Below are 19,617 nucleotides of genomic sequence, written 5' to 3'. Positions count from 1 at the left end.
GTGTGTCGATGTCTCCTGTTTCCATCGTGTTGATCGGTTTTGCCATGTCCACCGATGCGTTTGCCGCGGCGATCGGCAAGGGTGCGGCCATGCGCAAGCCGCAGTGGCGCGATGCGCTGCGTGCAGGCGTGATCTTTGGCTGCATCGAGGCGATCACGCCGGTGATCGGCTGGTTGCTGGGCCGCGCGGCGTCCAGCCACCTGCGGGCCTTCGATCACTGGATCGCCTTCGGTCTGCTGAGCGTGCTGGGGGTGCACATGATCGTCGCCGGCCTGCGCACCGCCCCCGACGCGCCCGACGAAGACACCCCGAAAAAGAACGGTCTGCTGGCCCTGGCCGCCACCGGGTTGGCCACCAGCATCGATGCGATGGCGGTGGGCGTGAGCCTGGCGTTTCTGGATGTGCCTATCGGCCTGGTGGCGATGGTGGTGGGGCTGTGCACCTTCAGCATGGTCACCGCCGGCATCATGCTCGGCCGCGCGCTTGGCGCGCTGATCGGCAAACGCGCCGAGATCCTGGGCGGTGTGATCCTGGTGATCGTCGGCAGTGTGATCCTCTACGAACACCTCAGCGGCGCCGCGTAGCACACAGCGATTTCCCGTAGGAGCGCACCTGGGCGCGAGAAGCGTTATCGATAACGCCTCCCGCGCCCGGGTGCGCTCCTACGATGCGTGGCGTGACGATCTGCGCGCGATCGGCACCATGGGTGTTCGGTAATGCCGGCGATACATCCCTCAGCGTGTCTTTGCATCGTGATACGCACTCAGGAACGCGCGCAACGAGGCCGGTTTGACCGGCTTGGTCAGCAAGCGATAGCCACGTTCGCGTGCCAGCTGCTTGAGTTCGTCGCGACCATCGGCGGTGAGCAATGCGCCGGCAATCGGCGAGGGCGCGGCGGCCTGCAGCGCATCCAGTGTGTCCAGACCATCCAGGCGATCATGTAGGTGGTAGTCCACCAGCATCAGGTCCGGTTGCAGGCGTGCGCAGTCCAGCGCCTGGTCCACGGTGCTGGCCGTGATGACCTCCACCTGCCAGCGCCCCAGCAACGCACGCATGCCGTCGAGAATCTCGCGATCGTTGTCCACGCACAGCACGCGCAGGCCGGCCAGCGAGTCGCCGCTGGGCAAGGCCCGCGCTGCCGAGGCCGCTAACGCGGGCACCACCGCCACCGGCGCCACGCGTGGCAGCAGGATCGAAAACATGCTGCCGCAGCCGACCTGGCTGCGTGCGCTCAGGTCGTGGTCGAGCAGGCGCGAAATACGCTGGCAGATCGATAACCCCAGCCCCAGCCCCTGCTCACCCCAGTCGAAGGGCTGCTGGTAACGGCGGAATTCTTCGAAGATCTGCCGCATGTGGTGCTCGGGGATACCAGGGCCGGTGTCCCACACCTGCAGCTCCACATGCGTGCCACGCCCACGCATGCCCAGCACGATGCGGCCCTGGCGCGTGTAGCGCAACGCATTGGCCAGAAAATTCTGCATCACCCGGCGCAGCAGGCGGCGGTCGCTGCGCACCCAGATCGAGCGGCTATGCACCTGCAGGCGCAGGCCGCGACTGGCCGCCACCGGCGCGTACTGCGCGGCCAGCTCGTGCATCAGCGCGCTGGCATCGAAATCCTCCACCGTCGGCCGCAGCCCGCCGGCATCCAGCCGCGAGACGTCGAGCAAGCCGTCGAGCAGTTCTTCGGCCGCACGCAGCGAGGCATCCACGCGTTCAGCCAGGTGGCGCTGTTCTTCGTTGTTCTGATGGCTCTCGCGCAGCGCCGAGGCGAACAGGCGCGCGGCGTTGAGCGGCTGCAACACGTCGTGGCTGATGGCCGCCAGAAAGCGCGTCTTGGACTGCTGCGCCAGCTCGGCTTCGCGCGAGCGGTCGGCCACGCGCTGTTCCAGGTTCTCGTTGGCATCCAGCAGCGCGCGCTCGGCGCGCTTGTAGTCGGTGATGTCGTTGTAGCTGGTGACGTAGCCACCGCCGGGCAACGCCTGGCCGCGCATTTCGATCACCTTGCCGTCGCTGCGGGTGCGCTCGAACACATGCGGCGAGCCGGCGCGCATGTGGCGGATACGGCGGTCGATCTGGTCTTCGACATCGCCCTCGCCCAGCTCGCCGCGCTCGGCGTTGTAGCGGATCAGGTCGGCCACCGGGCGGCCGACGTACAGCATGCCGTCCGGGTAGCCGAACAACTGCTGGTAGCGCCGATTCCACGCGGTCAGGCGCATGTCCGGATCGACCACACTGACCGCGGCGCTGATGTTTTCCAGCGTGGTCGAAAGAATCTCACGATTGAAGCGCAATTCCTGGCCGGCCTCGTCCAGCACCGCCACCACTTCGCCCAGCTCCATACCCGAGCCGCGCAACAGGCTGGTCAGCACCAGCCGCGCCGAAGCCGCGCCGATAGAGGCCGCCAGCAGGCGCTCGGTGAACTGCACCCAGGCGCGGTCGGCCACCGCTGCCGGTTGCAGCTCGCGCTCCAGCAATTGCGCCTGCTCCACGAACGCGCGCCGTGCATGCCGCTCGCCCACCACGCGCTCGGCCAGCGCCTGCAGGTCGCCAACCCGCACATGCCCGGGCCATTCGCCGGCCACCGCCGGGCGTTGTGCATAGGGGTCCAGGAACGGCGCAGCGCGTAGCCGCTCGTCCACGCCCGGGCGCCAACGCGCCGACACCAGCATCATCGCACCGACATTGACCAGCAGCGACCAGAACGTGCCATGCGCCAGCGGGTCCCAGCCGCGCATGCCGAACAGCTGCTGCGGCTGCAACCACGCGATGCCGAAGGGCCCGTCCACCAGCCACTGCGGCTGCAGCCAGCCGGCGCGCGTGGCCGCCGGCAGCAGCAACGTGTAGATCCAGGTCGCAAAGCCCAGCACCATGCCGGCCTCCACGCCCTTGCGGCTCGCGCCGCGCCAGTACAACCCGCCGATCAGGCCCGGCGCGAACTGCGCCACCGCCGCGAAGGCCATCAAGCCGTAGGTCGCCAGCGTGGTGTCGTTGGCCACGCTGCGGTGATAGCCATAGGCGACCAACGCCAGCAGCAGGATGGCCACGCGACGGATCCACAACACCCGCGAAGCCACCGCCGCGCGTGCATCGGCGCTGGCTCGCCGGCGCAGCAACATCGGTACCACCAGATCGTTGCTGACCATGGTGGCCAGCGCGATGCTGGCCACGATCACCATGCCGGTGGCCGCAGAAAAGCCGCCGACATAGGCCACCAGCGCCAATACGGTGTTGCCCTGGCTCAGCGGCAACGCCAGCACCACCGCATCGTCCACCACCGTGCTGTTCTGCCCGAACAAGGCGACACCGGCCGAGGCGATCGGCACTACCATGGCCGAAATCACGACCAGGTAGGCACCGAACAACCAGCGCGCACGGCGGATATCGCCCACGTCGCTGCACTCCACCACGGCCACATGGAACTGGCGTGGCAGGCAGATCACCGCCAGAAAGCTCAACAGTGTCTGCGAGATGAAGCCCACCGACGGCGTATGTTCGAACAGCGTGCGTGCCGACTCGGCGATGCGCAGTTGGTGATCGCTCAACCACAGCCACGCGAACAACCCCACGGCCACGATGGCCACCAGCTTGATGACCGATTCCAGCGCGACCGCCAGCATCATGCCGTGATGGTGTTCGGTGGCATCCACTTGACGGGTGCCGAACAAGGTGGCGAACAAGGCCATCAGCAACGCTACGTACAGCGCCGGATCGGCCAGGACGCCACGCCCGGCGCTGCTATGCCCGGTCAGCACCTCCAGGCTCATCGCCACCGCTTTGTACTGCAGCGCCAGGTACGGCACGATGCCGACCAGCGCGATCACCGCCACCAGCGCCGCCAGTCGCCGCGAGCGGCCGTAGCGCGAGGAGATGAAATCGGCGATGGACACGGTGTTCTCGGCGCGCGCGATCAGCGCCAGGCGCTCGATGATGCGCCAGCCGAACAGCAACAACAGCAGTGGGCCGAGGTAGATCGGAAGGTAGCCGATGCCGTTGCGCACCGCCGACCCCACCGCGCCGTAAAAGGTCCACGACGAGCAGTACACCGCCAGCGCCAGGCTGTACACCGCCGGCCGCAGCCACGGCCGTTGTGTATACATCGGCCGGCGATCGCCCCACCACGCCACCCCGAACAGCAGCGCGGCATAGCCCACGGACACCAGCAGCAGAATCCAGCTCGAAACCAACGGGCGTTCCCAGGGCAAGGCGAGCAGGGAGTTTACGGAAAGGGGATTGGCCGTGGGGAGCGTGCTGGACTGTCGGGCCAACAGCCCCCCATCCGCCCTTCGGGCACCTTCCCCCGCAGGCGGGCAGCGGCGGTTAGCAGGGGACTGCCCCATGGCTGCGTGAGGGCGGCCCATCTGGTTGGCCTGCTCCCCTCTCCCGCCTGCGGGAGAGGGTGCCCGAAGGGCGGGTGAGGGCCGCTCAGCCCGGCAGGCGCACCTGCACCCGATACACCCGGCCGGCGGTCACCGCGTGCACGCGCTGATCCGCGCTGACCACACCGTCCACCAGCACTTCCACCGCCACGCGTCCGGCCTCGCGCTGCAGCTGCACCTCGAAGGTCGCACCGCGGAACTGGCGCGTCACCTGCGCCTGCGGCCAGTGCGACGGCAGCTGCGGGCGGATCGCCAACCCATCGCCCTCGCCGACCAGGCCGAACAAACCCTCCAGCACGCAGCGATACACCCAGGCCACCGTGCCGGTATTGAACAGCTGGCTCGAACGTCCGGCCGTACGCGGGTACTGATGCCAGGCACCCCGGTAGTAATTGGGTAGCGACACCGGCAGATGGCCGCGCTGCAGCACATCCTCACGAGTTGGCCCAGGCAACAGCGCGCGCAGGATCTCCCAGGCACGGTCGGATTCGCCAACCTGATAGAGGCTGTACAGATAGAACGCCGCCGCATGGTTGTACACCGCGCCGTTCTCCGCCGCGCCCGGCCACTTCTGGGTCAAGCGGCCCACGTCGTCGCGCATGTGTGTGTACGCCGGCGCCAGCATCACCGGACCATAGGGGGTGTGCAGCTGTTCGCGCACCGCCTCCAGCAGCGCCGCGCGTTGCTGCGCATCGGCCGTGCCGGCCAGCAGTGCGAAGCTCTGCGGATTGAGGTAGATGCGACCCTCCACGTCATCGGCGATGCCGAAGCGCACACCATCGTCGGTGATGCCGCGCGCATACCAGTTGCCGTCCCACAGCTCGCGGTTGGCATCGGCGTTGACCATGCCCACTGCCTTGCCGAACCTGTCTGCCTGCGCACTGCGTCCGTGCGCCGCGCAGATATCCGACCACAGCCGCAGCGCATAGGCGGTGGCCACGGTGAGCCAGCCGGACACCCCCTTGCCGCGCCAGCCGACCATGTTCATCGGGTCGTTCCAGTCGCCTTGCGCGATGAAACTCAGGCCGCGCGCATCGCGCGCATCCAGCAGCCACTGCATCGCTGCATCCAGCCGTTCGGCCACGCTCAGGCGTTGCCCGTCATGGGTCTGCACGATCACATCCAGGATGCCGGCATCGCCGGTTTCGGCCAGATACGCGCTCAGAAACATCGGCAACCACACGCAGTGGTCGGTATGCGGCACTTGATTGATGTATTTCAGCTCGGCGCCTTCCACCAGCAGGATGCCGTCCGGCATCGCACCGCTGGGCTCCTGCTGCGACAAGGCATGCAGCAACGCCGCGCGCGCGGTGGCCGGCTGCAGATAGGCCATGCCCATGTGGTCCTGCAGATAATTGCGGGTCTGCGGATCGGTGGTCAGGCGGTTGACGTCGCCGTGGTAGAACACCTGCCGTGGCAACCAATGATTGACCAGGTTGTCCAGCGCCGGATCCGGCGTGGCAACCTGCACGCAACCGCGCCCGCCTTGCAGATACTGCGCGTAATCGCGCGCGGCGGCGGCGAAGCCGTCCTGGGACAGATAGCGCGCGCGCAGTGCGGCGATCTCCGCATCGTCCTTGGCCGGCCCGAACGCGAAGCGGTACACGCTGGCTGCATCCGGTTCCAGGTGCAGGCGATATTGCAGCGCAGCCGCAGGCGTTTCGTAATGCGCCTCGTGGTTGCCCAGTTGTTCGGCCTGTATCGCCGACGGCGCATGCAGCCCGCCCTCGCCTTCGAAGGCCAGTTGCTGCGCCTCCCAGGCCACCGGCGGCTGTTCGTGCAGCAGGAAGGTGCAGTCCTTGAAATCGCGCTGGCGAAAGTAATCGTCGATCTTCTGGTACGGCGCCACGCTGCGGCAGACGATGCCGCCCAGCGCCGGCTCATAGCCACCGGCCTGGTGCATCCACGACATGTAGCCGACCGGGAAGTACGCATACAGGCTGAACCGGCGCGCGCGTCCGGACCGGTTGTGCACCCGGCATTCCCACAACTCCACCGCATCGTCGGTGGGCAAGGCCACGCATAGGTCCACCACGATGTCGTCATGCTGCACGCGCCAACGCACATCGTGCTTGCCGGCGGAGAATTCGAATGCCTGCGGCGGCGCACGTACCGGCTCGTGCGGCACCGAGTACAGGGCTCCGCTGTCCTCGTCCTTGAGATAGAAGAAACGTCCGGGATGGTGCGCGTAATACGGCTGCTCCGGCATCATGAAGTTGCGCGCTTCCAGCATCGGTGCATGCGCGTACTTCGATGGCTCTGGCTGCATGAATTGGCCGGTGGCGTAGCCGCGGCAGGTGAGCTGCAGCATCATGCGGCGGTTCCACAGGAACCCGCCGGCGTTGGGCATGGCGGTGGGGCTGTAGAGCGCGTAGCGCGCGCCATCGGCGCTGGGCGCCAGCAGGGTGGACAGATCGTCGGAAGCAGCAAGAGGCGTTGCAGACACGGTCAAAGGTGCTCCGGTTCATCGCGCTTGCGCGCGGCCAGTTCGTGCTGGAGACGACGCAGCAAGCCGTCGTCCAGCGGATAAAAACGCATGGTCCATGCCGCCAGCAGGGCGACTGCACCGGGGATCACCGTCAGCAGCAGCACGATGCCGGTCAGCGAGCCGTCGGACTGCGCGCGGTTGGCGACATAGCCCATGCCCGCCAGCACCCAGGCAATCCCCGCCGAAGCCAGCGCCCCGCCGAGTTTCTGCGAGAAGGTGGCCGCCGCGAACGTCATGGCGGTGGCGCGCCGGCCGGTGCGCCATTCGGTGTAGTCGGCACTGTCGGCATACATCGAAAACGCCAGCGGCGATTTCGGCCCCAGCGCCAGGCCGATCAAGGCATTCAGACCGAAGATCGCCCACACCGCATCGGCGGGTACAAAGAACATCAGGCAGCTCAGCACCCCGACCACGGCCAGCAGCACGCCCATCAGCCGGCGCTTGTCCCAGTGCCGGGTCAGCAGCGGGGTGATCGCCGCACCCACCGCCAGCGACACCGAGTAGCTGCCCAGGAACAGGCCGGTGAGATCGGGTCGCTGCACGTAGTACTTGAGGTAGTACACGCCGGCACCACCACGCATCACGATGGTAATCATGATGATGAGCGAGAGCACGAACAGCACGCACCAGGGCTTGTTCTGCAGCAGGTCGGCGATATCCCGGCCGATCGGGGTGCGCTGTTGCGGCGGCGGCTGCACGCGCTCGCGGGTGGTCAGCGCCACGGTGACGAACAGGGCCACCGCCACCGCGCCGTACAGCATCATGGTGCGCTGCCAGCCCAGCGCGTCGTTGCCGGCGCCGAACCAGGCCACCAGGTCCAGCGTGCAGTAGTTGACCAGGGTGGTGCCGGCGAAGGCGGCGATGAAGCGCAGGCTGATGAGGCTGGTGCGCTGGTTGCTGTCGGCGGTGATGACTCCCGACAGCGCCGAGTAGGGAATGCTCACCACGGTGTAGGCCAGCATCATCAGCAGGAAGCTGATCGTTGCCCACCACATGCGCCCGTGCTGATCCAGGTCCGGCGTGGTGTACGCCAGCACGCCGGTCAGCGCCATCGGCAGCGCGCCCCACAGCAGGTACGGACGGAACTTGCCCCAGCGGCTACGCGTGCGATCGGCCAGGGCACCCATCGCCGGGTCGGCAATCGCATCGGCGATTTTGGTCAGCAGGATCATCGTGCCCACCGCCGCGGCCGGCAGGTGCATGGTGTCGGTGTAGAAGATCAGCAGGAACGAACCGATGTTGGCCCAGTACAGGTTCAGGCCCAGATCGCCGGCGCCGTAGCCGAGTCTTTCGCGCCAGCGCAAGCGCGCCGATGCGGGAGACGGTGCGGGTGATGACGTCATCGACAGACCTCCGGGTGCGTTGTACCCGGCCGGGCACGCCGTTACGCTGGGTGCCCGCTCACCTGGCAAGGAGCGCCGACGCTACACCACGCATCGGCTGCCGCCAACGTGCAATCGGCTCAAATGCCGAATCGATCCGGAGATATAACCTGACGTGATGGACACCGCCGCACTCGCCATACCCGCGTCCGCTTCGCCCCTGGCCATCGTGGTGATGGGCGTGTCCGGCAGCGGCAAGACCACCATCGCACAGGCCCTGGCCGCACATTACGGCTACCGTTTCCTGGATGCCGACGACTACCACAGCGTGGCCGCGCGCGCGCAGATGGCCGCTGGCCAGCCGCTCACCGACGCCATGCGGGTGCCATGGGTGGAACTGCTGTCGGCCACCTTGCGCGACTGCGTGCACGCCGGCGAATCGGTGGTGCTGGCGTTCTCCGGGTTGCGCAGCTCGCACCGGCAATTGCTGCGCGGCAGCGGTATCCCGATGCGTTTCGTGTTCCTGCATGCCGCCCCGCAGGTGATCGCCGCGCGCCTGAGCGCCCGCGCCGGCCACTTCATGCCGCCCAGCCTGCTGGACAGCCAGCTGCAAACACTGGAGCTGCCACTGGACGAAGCCGATGTGGTCGCGGTGGATGTGGATGCCAGCGTGCCGGAGGTGGTCCAGGACGCAATCGCGCAGCTTGCCCGCACAAGGACCGAGCCGGCCTAGACAGACCGCCGTGCCGCCCGTTCCGCGCTGCAATGGCGTGTGGGCGGTGTGGGTGCCGGCGCCGCCGGCAGCCCTGCATGGCCACTACAACCGGGTGACCTGGCACAGCCGGATCTGCCCGGCTTCCAGTCCATGGGCCTCGGCGGCACGGCGGCGCAGGGCGCAGACCAGGCCCGCCGCATCCAGCTCGCCGTCGGCAGGCACTTGCACGCTGTGCGCCAGCTGCCCCCACAGCACGGCCCGGCCATCGCAATACCCCTCGTAATCGGCGAAGTAATGCAGTTGACGCGGCTCAGGTACCGACGTGGACATCGCCCTGGATCTCCGTGCAGCCAAGGTGTTCCAACGCGATCTCCAGCCCGAGCAGATAGCTCTGCGCGCAGTAGCCGCGTACGGTGGCGATGCAATGCGGCAACCCGGCCGGCAGGCAGCGTTCCGGCCTGTCGGCACTGTCGTCGTGGGTCTCCACGTAGGGATACGGCAGCGCGCCCAGCACCCGGTGCAGGCGCGGGCTATCCACGCAACTGCCTGGATCGATCAACGCGATCTCCATCCGCGCCTGGCCAGCCACGCGCAAGGCATCCAGCAATTCCTGCTCCGAGCCGCAGGCACGCAACGCCACCGTCCTGCCCGCATCCCCGGCGCATTCCACCAATTGCCGGATTACCGCGCGCGGCAACGGCTGCGGACCACGGACCAACGGCAACGATGCCTCCGGCCCACGCACGATCATGATCGACATGGCGGCGCCCTCAGGCCGCCACGCGCAGCGGCGCGTGCAACGACGGTAGGCAACGCGCCGCGATCCCCAGCGACATCGCATAGGCACGCGAGGCATCGTGCGGGGCGATCACCACCGCCAACGGCGCATGCTGCGGGTGCAGCCAGGGCTCCAGCTCCTGCGCCGCATCGGTATGCAGCTCGATATACGGCGTGGGCAGCGCATCCACCGCCGCACGCAGCGCCCTGGCGCAGCCACGCTCGGACAGGGGCAGATCGCCCGAATCCAGCAGCACCAGCTCTACCTCGGCATCACCGCCGGCCGCCTGCAGGCCGGCAATCAGGGTTTCCACATCGCTGCACGCCAGCGTGCGCAACGCACGGCCGGCACAGTCGGCCTGCATTGGCGCCGATGGCGCCGGATCAGTCTGCGGGCCTTGCAAAATCAGGATACACATCGTGTTTGGCTCAACGCACCGTAGTGCGGGGAGGCCAAGGTAGGCCCGGGTGGCATAAAGGAGCTATCGGCACCACGGCCTGCCAGCATAAAGAGTTCGTAAGGACTGGCAGCCAGGCCCTATCGCGAAGGTGGAGTCCGCTTCACGCCACGGCAACATGACGCAGGGAAATCAGCAGCCGGCTATCAACGCGTCTTCGAACGTGGGCATCGCTGTGGGAAGCACCCCAATGGCCAGCGTCCTGCGAGCAGCTTCCCATCAATAAACGGCAATGTTCTTTTGAGTGATTCTTGCAGGCAGACGATTAGCCGTGCCAGTGCCGGTATGCGCTCCACGACCTCGCGACCAAAGATCACTTCGGAGACCAGGCCCATGTTGAGCATGTCGATGATGCGACAGAGATAGGATTTTCCACACACCCACCAGGTGTAGTGCGAGTCCACGATCAAGATATGGTCCGCGCGCACCCCTTCGTTCTTTTCCAGATCATCAAGCTCCAGGCCATCCAGTAGCGTCTCGTAGACACCATCTGCCACGCGGCTGCCGAAGGTAGTGGTGTAGTAATACTCCTTGATTTCCCAGACCGCTATGGGATTGACGGTCGAAGGAAACGCGCCATCGACGCGGCGTGCCAGCGTGCGTAGCGGGATGCCATTGCGGGTGAATGTCGTCAGCTGACGTGGGTCGTAGTCGCACGCTACATCGCCGATGACTTCGTGCACCAGCATGTTGACCAAACCCGTCAGGAAGGCGGGTGCAGCCATTGCGCCCTTCTGTTTGTTCATGGGAAGTGGAACGAAACGCAGCGGATTGACGCGCGCATTTACTTCCCAATAGAGTGCGCTGGCATCCGCTGCATTCATGAGATTGGGCCGTACCGTGTTGTTGAGCACATCGGCGCGATAGGCAAAATAACGGTGCAGTGTTTCCCCCAGTTCCGTTGCACAGCCATTGCGCAGCACCAGCGCGGGGCTGAGCCTCAGGTCGGTCAACGCAGTCGCCATCTGCTCGACACGATGGATCTTCACCGTTCCAGAACCCTTGAGCGCTCCGCGCGCTACGCGGTTCGTGTATCCCAGCTGTTCCGATAGTGTGCGAACCAGCGCCCAGAACGCCTGCGGCTGCCGCATGAATTCTGGATTGCCTCTCACTGCTCTCCCTTCTCGAACAATGCAATGAAATCATGGAGGCCGACGCCAAGAACGCGGCACAGCTCCATCAACTCAACGAAGTCCACGCGGCGTTCGCCGCTTTCGTACTTGCTGACGTAGGATTGCGGCTTGCCGAGAGCGCTGGCGACGTCGGTCTGGGTCAGATCGGACTGGATCCGCAGATCGCGAAGCAGTCGAGCAAGCAGCGCGTAGCGGTCTATGGGCGTCGTCATCGGCGGCACTCTAGAGCCGAGTTGCCAACTATCCCAATTCAGGATATTCTTGCCGGCATGAATCAGCTCACCCGCCCACCCATGCCAGAGCGCCATGCGTTCAAGGGCCAACTCCTGAAATGGGTGGGTAACAAGCAGCGATTCGCCGAAGAGTTGATTTCTTACTTTCCAGCGAACTTCAACACCTTCGTTGAACCGTTCATCGGTAGTGGCGCCGTGCTGGCGACGCTGGCCCCCGAACGCGCGATCGCTGGCGATGTCTTCGGGCCGCTGATTGAAATCTGGACGACGCTGAAAGACGATCCGCAGCGGTTGGTCGCCTGGTACCAGGAGCGACATGCCCTCATTGAGGACATGGGCAAGATTCCGGCCTACAAGTCTGTCCTGGCTTCGTACAACCGCGCCGCCAATGGTGCTGATCTGCTGTTCCTGTCGCGCACCTGCTATGGCGGAGTGATTCGCTTCAGAAAATCCGACGGCTTCATGTCCACACCGTGTGGCCCGCATCGACCGATGCCGCCCGCTAATTTCGCGAGCCGCGCACATACCTGGCATCAGCGGATCAAGGGTACGCGATTCCACCACGCGGACTATCGCGAACTGATGCAGCGCGCCAAACCGGGCGACTTGGTGTACTGCGATCCGCCCTATGTGGATTCGCAGTCCATCTTGTACGGTGCGCAAGGCTTTCGATTGCCTGAGTTGTTCGAGGCCATTGCAGCGTGCAAGCGGCGTGGGGTCTATGTGGCCTTGAGCATCGATGGGACCAAGAAGTCCGGCAACAATGTCGTGCAGATTGATCCGCCAGCCGGTCTGTTCAAGCGCGAGGCCTTGGTCAACTGTGGCCGGTCCATGCTGCGCAGATTCCAGATGGACGGCCAAACGCTGGAGTCTGAACTGGTCGCCGACCGTCTACTGCTGACTTACTGATCCATCGCGCGCCATGGTCGGCCGGGGCCAAACCACTGAGCGATGACGCGCACGCATGGCCGCTGTGGGAGTGGAATCGCCCTATACGCCCACCACCGGCCGCAGGCACAGCCAGATGGCGCACCAGTGCGACAACGCGCCGCCCAAGACGTGGGCGTGCCAGATGGCGCGGTTGTAGACCATGGACTTGCGCACATAGAAGCCCACGCCCACGGTGTAGAACGCACCGCCGGCAACGATGAGCCACAACACCGCGCTGTCCAGCCCGGCGATCATCTGGTTGATCACCACGACGCCCGCCCAGCCCAGCAGCAGGTAGATCGCCACCCAGAAGCCCTTGGCGATGCCGGGCAGGCACAGCTTGGCGAACACGCCGAACAACGCCACGCTCCACACCGTCAGGATCATGGCCCAGCGCCAGGCACCATCGAGCGCGACCAGGAAGAACGGGGTGTACGAACCGGCGATCATCACGAAGATGCCGGCATGGTCGAACTTGCGCAACATCGGCTGGCGCAATGGCGGGGCGAAGTTGTACGCCGCCGAGCAGGCGAACATCACCAGCAGGCCCAGCGCGTAGACGCAGGTGGCCAGCAGCAGGGTCTGGTTGGCATGCGCGCGCCAGATCATCCAGGCGCCACCGACGATGGCCAGGAACAGACCGGCAGCGTGCACGATCACATCCGCACGGCGGGCAGCGGGAGTCTGGTAATGCGGAACGAGGGCGCTGGGGGGCACGGGCACGGTGGGTCTTGGAGAGGGGGAACCCACAGCCTGCAGGTTGGGCATGACGCTGTGGGGTCCACAGCATACCCGCTTGCTGAATTGGCTCAGTGACACGGGCTCGCCCATTCGGGCCGTGTCTCATACCCTGAGGCACCTCCCCTGTCTCATGCTCCTCTTTGGGAGCCGCCGTATGCCTCCGTTTGCCCTCGCTCCCCGTACCGAAACCGCCGAACGCGCCCTGGCCACCACCGATGGTCGGCCCAGCCGCGACGGCGCACTGCTCACCCAGCGCCTGGAACGGCGCTACCACGACCGCATCACCGGCAGCTTCACCCTCCCCGGGCGCGAAGGCAGCTACGCACCGATCCCGGAAGATGTGCCGGCCGCCTTGGCCGATGCACTGCGTGCGCGCGGTATCGGCCAGCTCTACAGCCATCAGGCCGACGCCTGGGCAGCAAGCCAGCGTGGCGAGCATGTGGCGATCGTGACGCCCACCGCCTCTGGCAAATCGCTGTGCTACACGCTGCCGGTGGTGAGCGCAGCGATGACCAGTGGCGCCAAGGCGCTGTACCTGTTCCCGACCAAGGCGCTGGCGCAGGATCAGGTGGCCGAGCTGCTGGAGCTCAACCGCGCCGGCGAGCTCGGGGTGAAGGCCTTCACCTTCGACGGCGATACGCCTGGCGATGCGCGGCAGGCGATCCGCCTGCATGGCGACATCGTGGTGAGCAACCCGGACATGCTGCACCAGGCCATCCTGCCGCATCACACCAAGTGGGCGCAGTTCTTCGAGAACCTGCGCTATGTGGTGATCGACGAGATCCACACCTATCGCGGGGTGTTCGGTAGCCATGTCACCAACGTGCTGCGGCGGCTCAAGCGCATTTGCGCGTTCTACGGCGCCAGCCCGCAGTTCATCCTGTGCTCGGCCACCATCGGCAACCCGCACGCGCACGCGCAGGCCTTGATCGAAGAGCGCGTGCATGCCATCACCAAGTCCGGCGCGCCCACCGGCGACAAGCATGTGCTGTTGTGGAACCCACCGGTGGTCAATGCCGATCTCGGCCTGCGCGCTTCGGCGCGTTCGCAGAGCAACCGCATTGCACGTATCGCCATCAAGAGTGGGTTGAAGACGCTGGTGTTCGCGCAGACACGCTTGATGGTGGAAGTGCTGACCAAATATTTGAAAGACATCTTCGACCACGACCCGCGCAAGCCGCCACGCATTCGCGCCTACCGCGGTGGCTACCTGCCCACCGAACGCCGCGAGGTGGAACGCGCGATGCGCGCCGGCACCATCGACGGCATCATTTCGACTTCTGCGCTGGAACTGGGCGTGGATATCGGCGCGCTGGACGTGGTGATCCTCAATGGCTACCCCGGCAGCGTGGCGGCCACCTGGCAGCGCTTCGGCCGCGCCGGGCGGCGCCAGCAGCCGGCGCTGGGCGTGTTGGTGGCCAGCTCGCAACCGTTGGACCAGTACGTGGTGCGGCACCCGGATTTCTTTGCCGATGCCTCGCCCGAACATGCGCGCATTGCGCCAGACCAGCCGCTGATCCTGTTCGACCACATCCGCTGCGCGGCGTTCGAATTGCCGTTCATTGCCAGCGAACCATTCGGCCCGATCGACCCGCTGGTGTTCCTGGAAGCGCTGGCTGAAAGCGAAGTCGTCCACCAGGAAGGCGACCGCTGGGAATGGATTGCCGACAGCTACCCGGCCAACGCGGTGAGCCTGCGCTCGGTGGCCGACGGCAACTTCGTGGTGGTGGACAAGAGCGACGGCAAGCAGCAGATCATCGCCGAGGTGGATTATTCGGCCGCCGCGCTCACCCTGTACGAAGGCGCCATCCACATGGTGCAAAGCACGCCGTATCAAGTGGAGCGGCTGGATTGGGAAGGCCGCAAGGCCTATGTCACGCGCACGCATGTGGACTACTACACCGACAGCATCGACTACACCAAGCTGAAAGTGCTGGACCGCTTCGAAGGCAGCCTGGCCGGGCGTGGCGACTGCCATCATGGCGAAGTGCATGTGGTGCGGCGCGTCTCCGGCTACAAGAAGATCCGCTACTACACGCACGAAAACATCGGCTACGGCCCGGTGAACCTGCCCGACCAGGAGCTGCACACCACGGCGGTGTGGTGGCAGTTGCCGCAGGCCACGCTGGGCAAGGCATTCGCCTCCAGGCAGGATGCATTGGATGGATTTTTAGGGGCGGCGTATGCGCTGCATGTGGTGGCGACGGTGGCGGTGATGGCCGATGCGCGCGACCTGCAAAAAGCGGTGGGCAATGGCGACGGCGCCTGGTTTGCGGTGGCCGACCAGACCGGGCGCGGGCAATTGCGCGGCGTGGAAGAAGGCGAGCAAGGCGCGGTGGAACTGCAGCAGGCCTTCGTGCCCACGGTGTACCTGTACGACAACTTCCCCGGCGGCGTGGGCTTGAGCGAGCCGCTGTGGCTGCGCCAGGCCGAGCTGCTGCAGCGCGCGGATGAGCTAGTGCGTCGCTGCGACTGCACGGCCGGCTGCCCGGCCTGCGTCGGCCCGGTGCTGGCCGCGCACGAGCAAGGCAAGGGCGAATCGCCCAAGTCGCTGGCGTTGACCGTGCTGGCGCTGTTGTTCGATGCCGATGCGCCGCTACGCCATGCCACCCAGGCCGATGACGACCTGGCGCTGGATGTAGGTGCATGAGCGTGAGTGCGGACCGCCTGCGGTTGTTGCGGCGTCAGGCCGGGCACGCCTATGTGCCGGCGGCGGTTGCAGATAGCGGTGCAGTGGATGGTGCGGATGGGTGCGCTGCGGTTGATGCGGATGGCGATACACACCCGATGCGCTCGGCAGTGGTCGGCCAAACCTCTGCTGATGCGGTGGGTGCGGATGCTGTTGCAGGCGATGTGCGCGCGCGTGCCGCACGTGAGATGCCTGCCACGGCGCAGCCGCCGATGCCTGGCAGCGATCCTGGGCTGAGCGCAGAACGTTTGCGCCTGCTACGCCGTCAGGTCGGCGGGCTGACGCCCACGGCGCACAAGGACACTGCGGTGATGCCCACGCGTGCGCAACGTCAGCCGGCGTCGGGTGCTGCTGCATCTGTCTCGCGCGCTGTGCCGCGCGAGACTGCGGTACGAAGCGCGCCGTCGGGCAGTGTGGATGCCGTCCGTGCAGCGCGTACCCAGCCCGCAACACCGGCCACGACACGCCGCGCCTTGCAGGCGCCGGTGGTGGCACCGCATGCACGCGATAGCTCGGCGTTTGCCTGGGTGGACCACGAGGTCCGCCACAAGCCGGCCGGCGCGGCGGCCGATGCCGCAGCAAGCCGACCGGCTGTGGGCGCGACACCTGCTACGCCCACATCCATCCCGATACACCAGCGGCACACCGACATCGCCGGCCTGCGCAAGATGATCGGCCTGCGCGAGCGCGCGGTGTCGGCGCACACGCCGGTACGCACGCCATCGACCGACCGGCATCTGCCCGGCAACGAGATCGCACCTGGCTTGCACCTGATCGAAGCCTTCCTGCCACAGCCGATCCCATGCCAGGCGCTATCGCTGGCGTTCGCCAAACGCGAGGACGCAGTGGACCCGCTGGACCTGCTGTTCTTCGACACCGAAACCACCGGGCTGGCCGGTGGCACCGGCACGCGTGCCTTCATGATCGGCGTGGCGCAGTGGTGCACGGATGCCGTACAAGGCACCGGGCTGCGCGTGCGGCAACTGATGATGTCCACGATGGCGGCAGAAAGCGCGATGCTGGATCTGTTCCGCAGCTGGCTGTCGCCACAGACCGTGTTATCCAGCTACAACGGCCGCTGCTACGACGCCCCGCTACTCAAGACGCGCTACCGGCTGGCGCGGCGCGGCGATCCGCTGTCCGCACTGGACCATGTCGACCTGTTGTTCCCCACCCGCCGCCGGTACCGCGGCACCTGGGAGAACTGCAAGCTGTCCACCATCGAACGGCAACTGTTGCGCGTGGTGCGCGAAGACGACCTGCCCGGCTCCGAGGCGCCGGCCGCCTGGCTGAGCTATCTGCGCGGCGGCAGCGCGCGCAACCTGCGCCGCGTGGCCGAGCACAACCACCAGGACGTGGTGACGCTATCGCTGCTGCTGCAACGCCTGGTGGCGGTGGAGGCGCAGGAGCGCGAGGCGATCGCGTTGATGGAGACACCGTAACGTTGGGCGCGGCGCTGGCACGGCGTGGCCCCGCATGCCGCCGTGTCAGGCTGCGGCTGCGCAGGATCACGTGCCACTGTCACAGCTCCGGCTCGGTCTGTCTGGCTTGCTCATTGAGGTAATGGGTCACCGGTGCACCACGGTACTGATCGGTCAGTCGCCCAAAGGATTCGGCGCGTGCATCCACCGCCTGCCTGGCTGCGGTGTCGTACGCGCGTTCTGCCGAGCGATCCAGAAGGCGGCCTTCGCGCACTGCCGCCACATGGGCCGGGTCTGCGGGCCTGGAGGAGGCGCGGAATTCGACGGTGCGCTGCTCCACGATCGCCGCATCGCGTGCGGTATCGATGGGGGTCTCGGGCGGCAGGTCCAGTTCCATGCCGGTGTGACCACGCGCCAGCGTGCGGTTTTCCAGCAGCGCCAGTAGTTCTTCGTCGGGCTGGTCGGTCAGCAGGCTTTCGCCGGCATCGCGAAAGGCGCCGGCGGTGGTGCGCTGGATCCCGAAGGCTTCGTCGCTCAGCTTCTGCATCTCGCCGAAGTTGCGCCAGACGTAATAGTCCTTGTCGTGGTTGGCGCGCGGCAGTGAGAAATCCTCATACCGATAGCCTGACGAAAACGCCGCCTGCGCGTAGGACGAGTCCGGCTGGCGCAGGCGTGTGCGTGTCAGCTCCATGGCCTTGCCCGCAGCGCTCTGCTGATCGGTGGCCACCGCCTCCACGATGACCGGGCGCATCTTGTTCCAGCTTTCCAACCACTGCACCGCCGTATCGGCCAGTCCCTCCGGGCCATCGTCCTTGCCCGGGAAGAACTCGCGCAGCTGCGCGTCGGCGAGCATGCCCTGGCTGAAGACCGGCACCACATTGATCTTGGCCAGCAGGCGATCGAGCGCGGCCCGGCGTGGCGCATCCTGGGAGTGCAGCGGATTGATCTGATAGTGCTTGTAAAGATTGGACAAAAATTGATCGAATCCACCCGTGTAGTACTTGGCATAGAGCTTGATCGCGGCCCCCTGGCACAGATCCGGCCGGCGCATCAGCAGCATCGCCACCGCCTCGGCGGTATCTTCCTTGCAATCCAGCGCCACCGACATCGCCTCCGGCTTCTGCAGCGCATGCTCCAGTGCCTGCTCCACGGCGGCAATGGTCTGATCGGTCTTGATGAAGTCGCCATCGACCGGGTTGCGGATCACCAGCGGCATCTCGCGCAGCTGGGCGAACGGTACCTGCGAGACCAGCCTGTTCTGCGGATCGTCGGTCATGCGCCCAATGCTGAAGTCGTGCATCAAGACCGGCACGCCGTCGGCACTGACCTCGACATCCAGCTCCAGGTTGCGATACCCCTGTGCGTAGGCGCGATCGATGGCAGCCAGCGAGTTTTCCGGAATGCCGGCGTGGTTGTCGAACAGGCCCCGGTGCACCATCACGTCCTTGCCCAGAGCGCGCGTGCTGGGCGCCTGGAAGTACGCGTCGTGCACGAGCTCCTTGCGGTGCTTGCGCAAAAGCGCGTCCTTGCCGGCCACCAGACGATGGTCGTTGGCCTTGAAGAAGGCTGCGCCGCCGTCGCGCGCCGGTACCTCGTGTCCGTGGTAGCGCGCGGCTTGCTGCAACTTGCGACGCGGCTGCATGGGTGCGGTGGACTTCAGCCAGCCAGGTGTTTTCAGTCCATGGCCGGACAGATCCAGCGCCTTGCGCAACGCAGCGCGTGCTGCATCGCTGAAGGTGTCGTCAGGCGCAAACGCGCGCTGCAGATCGAAGATGATGCGGCCTTGATGCGCATCGACCAGCACCGGGCCCGCCGCTGCACGGGAGTGATCCGGCAAGTCGGCTGTCATTGCATCGAACGCGGCGGTATCCAGATACACCGGGTCCAGCGCTCCGGCGGCAAAGCGTGCCGCGATGCTGGCGGGCTTGGTCACCTTGCCGGCCTTTGCAAGCTGCCTGGCAAGCGTGCTTTGCGCGGCCTGCAAGGTGATCTGCCTTGCCTGCACTTCAACCAGGCGTTGCTCCGAAAACTTGCTGTCCAGTGCCACCAGTGCCTGCTTGCCGGTCATGGCGCTGTTGTCCAACGGCGCCAGTGGCGGTTGCATCAACGCCCGGCGACGCGGACGTGGACCTAGTGGCGGGTTGCCGCCGGGCACGTGCGGCACCTCCATCGGGGTGGTCGGGCTGGTGTGCGTCGGTGTTGCCAGCGCGGTGGTGGGCGTGGCAACTAGTTGCGAAGGAGCAATACGCATGACGATCTCGAGAGCACTGCGGGCTGTCAGTAAAGCGCTTGGCATATGACAATGCGCAACCGAGGCGAACTATGCCGCCACGA

14 protein-coding genes and 1 pseudogene are annotated in these 19,617 nt (G+C 66.1%); 5 read left to right on the top strand and 10 right to left on the bottom strand.

Going from position 1 to position 19,617, the window contains the following annotated elements; genetic code table 11:
• Window positions 1–8: 8 nt before the first annotated feature.
• Window positions 9–584: a manganese efflux pump MntP gene (locus ACCQ13_RS00585; protein ID WP_104603473.1), complete on the top strand. Its 576-nt coding sequence runs from the start codon at window positions 9–11 to the stop codon at window positions 582–584.
• A 150-nt stretch (window positions 585–734) separates the two neighbouring features.
• Here the strand turns inward: ACCQ13_RS00585 and ACCQ13_RS00580 are convergent, their stop codons facing one another.
• The 3 genes and pseudogenes from ACCQ13_RS00580 to ACCQ13_RS00570 form a co-directional block, all read right to left on the bottom strand.
• Entirely contained in the window at window positions 735–4,184 is a 3,450-nt protein-coding gene (locus ACCQ13_RS00580) for a hybrid sensor histidine kinase/response regulator (RefSeq protein WP_159406437.1), read from the bottom strand.
• Window positions 4,185–4,422: 238 nt separating this feature from the next.
• Window positions 4,423–6,822, bottom strand: a pseudogene (locus ACCQ13_RS00575) (GH36-type glycosyl hydrolase domain-containing protein); the annotation flags it as partial.
• A 2-nt stretch (window positions 6,823–6,824) separates the two neighbouring features.
• The gene (locus ACCQ13_RS00570; protein ID WP_159406435.1) at window positions 6,825–8,207 is read right to left on the bottom strand and encodes an MFS transporter; all 1,383 of its coding nucleotides are present in this window, start codon (window positions 8,205–8,207) and stop codon (window positions 6,825–6,827) included.
• 157 nt (window positions 8,208–8,364) lie between these two features.
• Between ACCQ13_RS00570 and ACCQ13_RS00565 the strand changes: the two genes are divergently transcribed.
• Window positions 8,365–8,919, top strand: coding sequence for a gluconokinase (locus ACCQ13_RS00565; RefSeq protein WP_104603475.1), 555 nt, complete (start codon window positions 8,365–8,367; stop codon window positions 8,917–8,919).
• A gap of 84 nt (window positions 8,920–9,003) precedes the next feature.
• Here the strand turns inward: ACCQ13_RS00565 and ACCQ13_RS00560 are convergent, their stop codons facing one another.
• The 5 genes from ACCQ13_RS00560 to ACCQ13_RS00540 form a co-directional block, all read right to left on the bottom strand.
• Window positions 9,004–9,231: a hypothetical protein gene (locus tag ACCQ13_RS00560; RefSeq protein WP_104603476.1), complete on the bottom strand. Its 228-nt coding sequence runs from the start codon at window positions 9,229–9,231 to the stop codon at window positions 9,004–9,006.
• Entirely contained in the window at window positions 9,212–9,661 is a 450-nt protein-coding gene (locus ACCQ13_RS00555; protein ID WP_167526795.1) for a 3-dehydroquinate dehydratase, read from the bottom strand. The genes ACCQ13_RS00560 and ACCQ13_RS00555 overlap by 20 nt, the downstream gene beginning before the upstream one ends.
• A 10-nt stretch (window positions 9,662–9,671) precedes the next feature.
• Window positions 9,672–10,097: a hypothetical protein gene (locus ACCQ13_RS00550; protein WP_104603477.1), complete on the bottom strand. Its 426-nt coding sequence runs from the start codon at window positions 10,095–10,097 to the stop codon at window positions 9,672–9,674.
• A 185-nt stretch (window positions 10,098–10,282) separates the two neighbouring features.
• The gene (locus tag ACCQ13_RS00545) at window positions 10,283–11,227 is read right to left on the bottom strand and encodes a DUF7687 domain-containing protein (RefSeq protein WP_208800436.1); all 945 of its coding nucleotides are present in this window, start codon (window positions 11,225–11,227) and stop codon (window positions 10,283–10,285) included.
• 17 nt (window positions 11,228–11,244) lie between these two features.
• Window positions 11,245–11,481: a helix-turn-helix domain-containing protein gene (locus ACCQ13_RS00540; protein WP_104603479.1), complete on the bottom strand. Its 237-nt coding sequence runs from the start codon at window positions 11,479–11,481 to the stop codon at window positions 11,245–11,247.
• A gap of 57 nt (window positions 11,482–11,538) precedes the next feature.
• On the opposite strand from ACCQ13_RS00540, the gene ACCQ13_RS00535 reads away from it, so the two are divergent.
• On the top strand, window positions 11,539–12,411 hold the full coding sequence (locus tag ACCQ13_RS00535) for a DNA adenine methylase (protein WP_104603480.1): 873 nt from the start codon (window positions 11,539–11,541) through the stop codon (window positions 12,409–12,411).
• Between the two features lie 81 nt (window positions 12,412–12,492).
• Here ACCQ13_RS00535 and trhA read toward each other — a convergent pair whose 3' ends face one another.
• Window positions 12,493–13,155 carry a PAQR family membrane homeostasis protein TrhA gene (gene trhA / locus ACCQ13_RS00530; protein WP_167526794.1) on the bottom strand — a complete coding sequence of 221 codons (663 nt, stop codon included), beginning with the start codon at window positions 13,153–13,155 and terminating at the stop codon, window positions 12,493–12,495.
• A 172-nt stretch (window positions 13,156–13,327) separates the two neighbouring features.
• On the opposite strand from trhA, the gene ACCQ13_RS00525 reads away from it, so the two are divergent.
• Window positions 13,328–15,823 carry a DEAD/DEAH box helicase gene (locus tag ACCQ13_RS00525; protein WP_167526793.1) on the top strand — a complete coding sequence of 832 codons (2,496 nt, stop codon included), beginning with the start codon at window positions 13,328–13,330 and terminating at the stop codon, window positions 15,821–15,823.
• Complete coding sequence (locus ACCQ13_RS00520) at window positions 15,820–17,304, top strand: ribonuclease H-like domain-containing protein (RefSeq protein WP_159406434.1); 1,485 nt, start codon at window positions 15,820–15,822, stop codon at window positions 17,302–17,304. Before ACCQ13_RS00525 ends, ACCQ13_RS00520 begins: the two co-directional genes overlap by 4 nt.
• Window positions 17,305–17,383: 79 nt before the next feature.
• On the opposite strand, the gene avrBs2 is transcribed toward ACCQ13_RS00520, so the two are convergent.
• Window positions 17,384–19,534: a type III secretion system effector avirulence protein AvrBs2 gene (gene avrBs2, locus ACCQ13_RS00515; RefSeq protein ID WP_159406433.1), complete on the bottom strand. Its 2,151-nt coding sequence runs from the start codon at window positions 19,532–19,534 to the stop codon at window positions 17,384–17,386.
• Window positions 19,535–19,617: the final 83 nt, after the last annotated feature.

Origin of the sequence: Xanthomonas sp. NCPPB 1638, from assembly GCF_041475635.2 — a bacterium.
GTDB lineage: Bacteria > Pseudomonadota > Gammaproteobacteria > Xanthomonadales > Xanthomonadaceae > Xanthomonas > Xanthomonas cucurbitae.
This window is presented reverse-complemented; position numbering and strand designations above follow the sequence as displayed.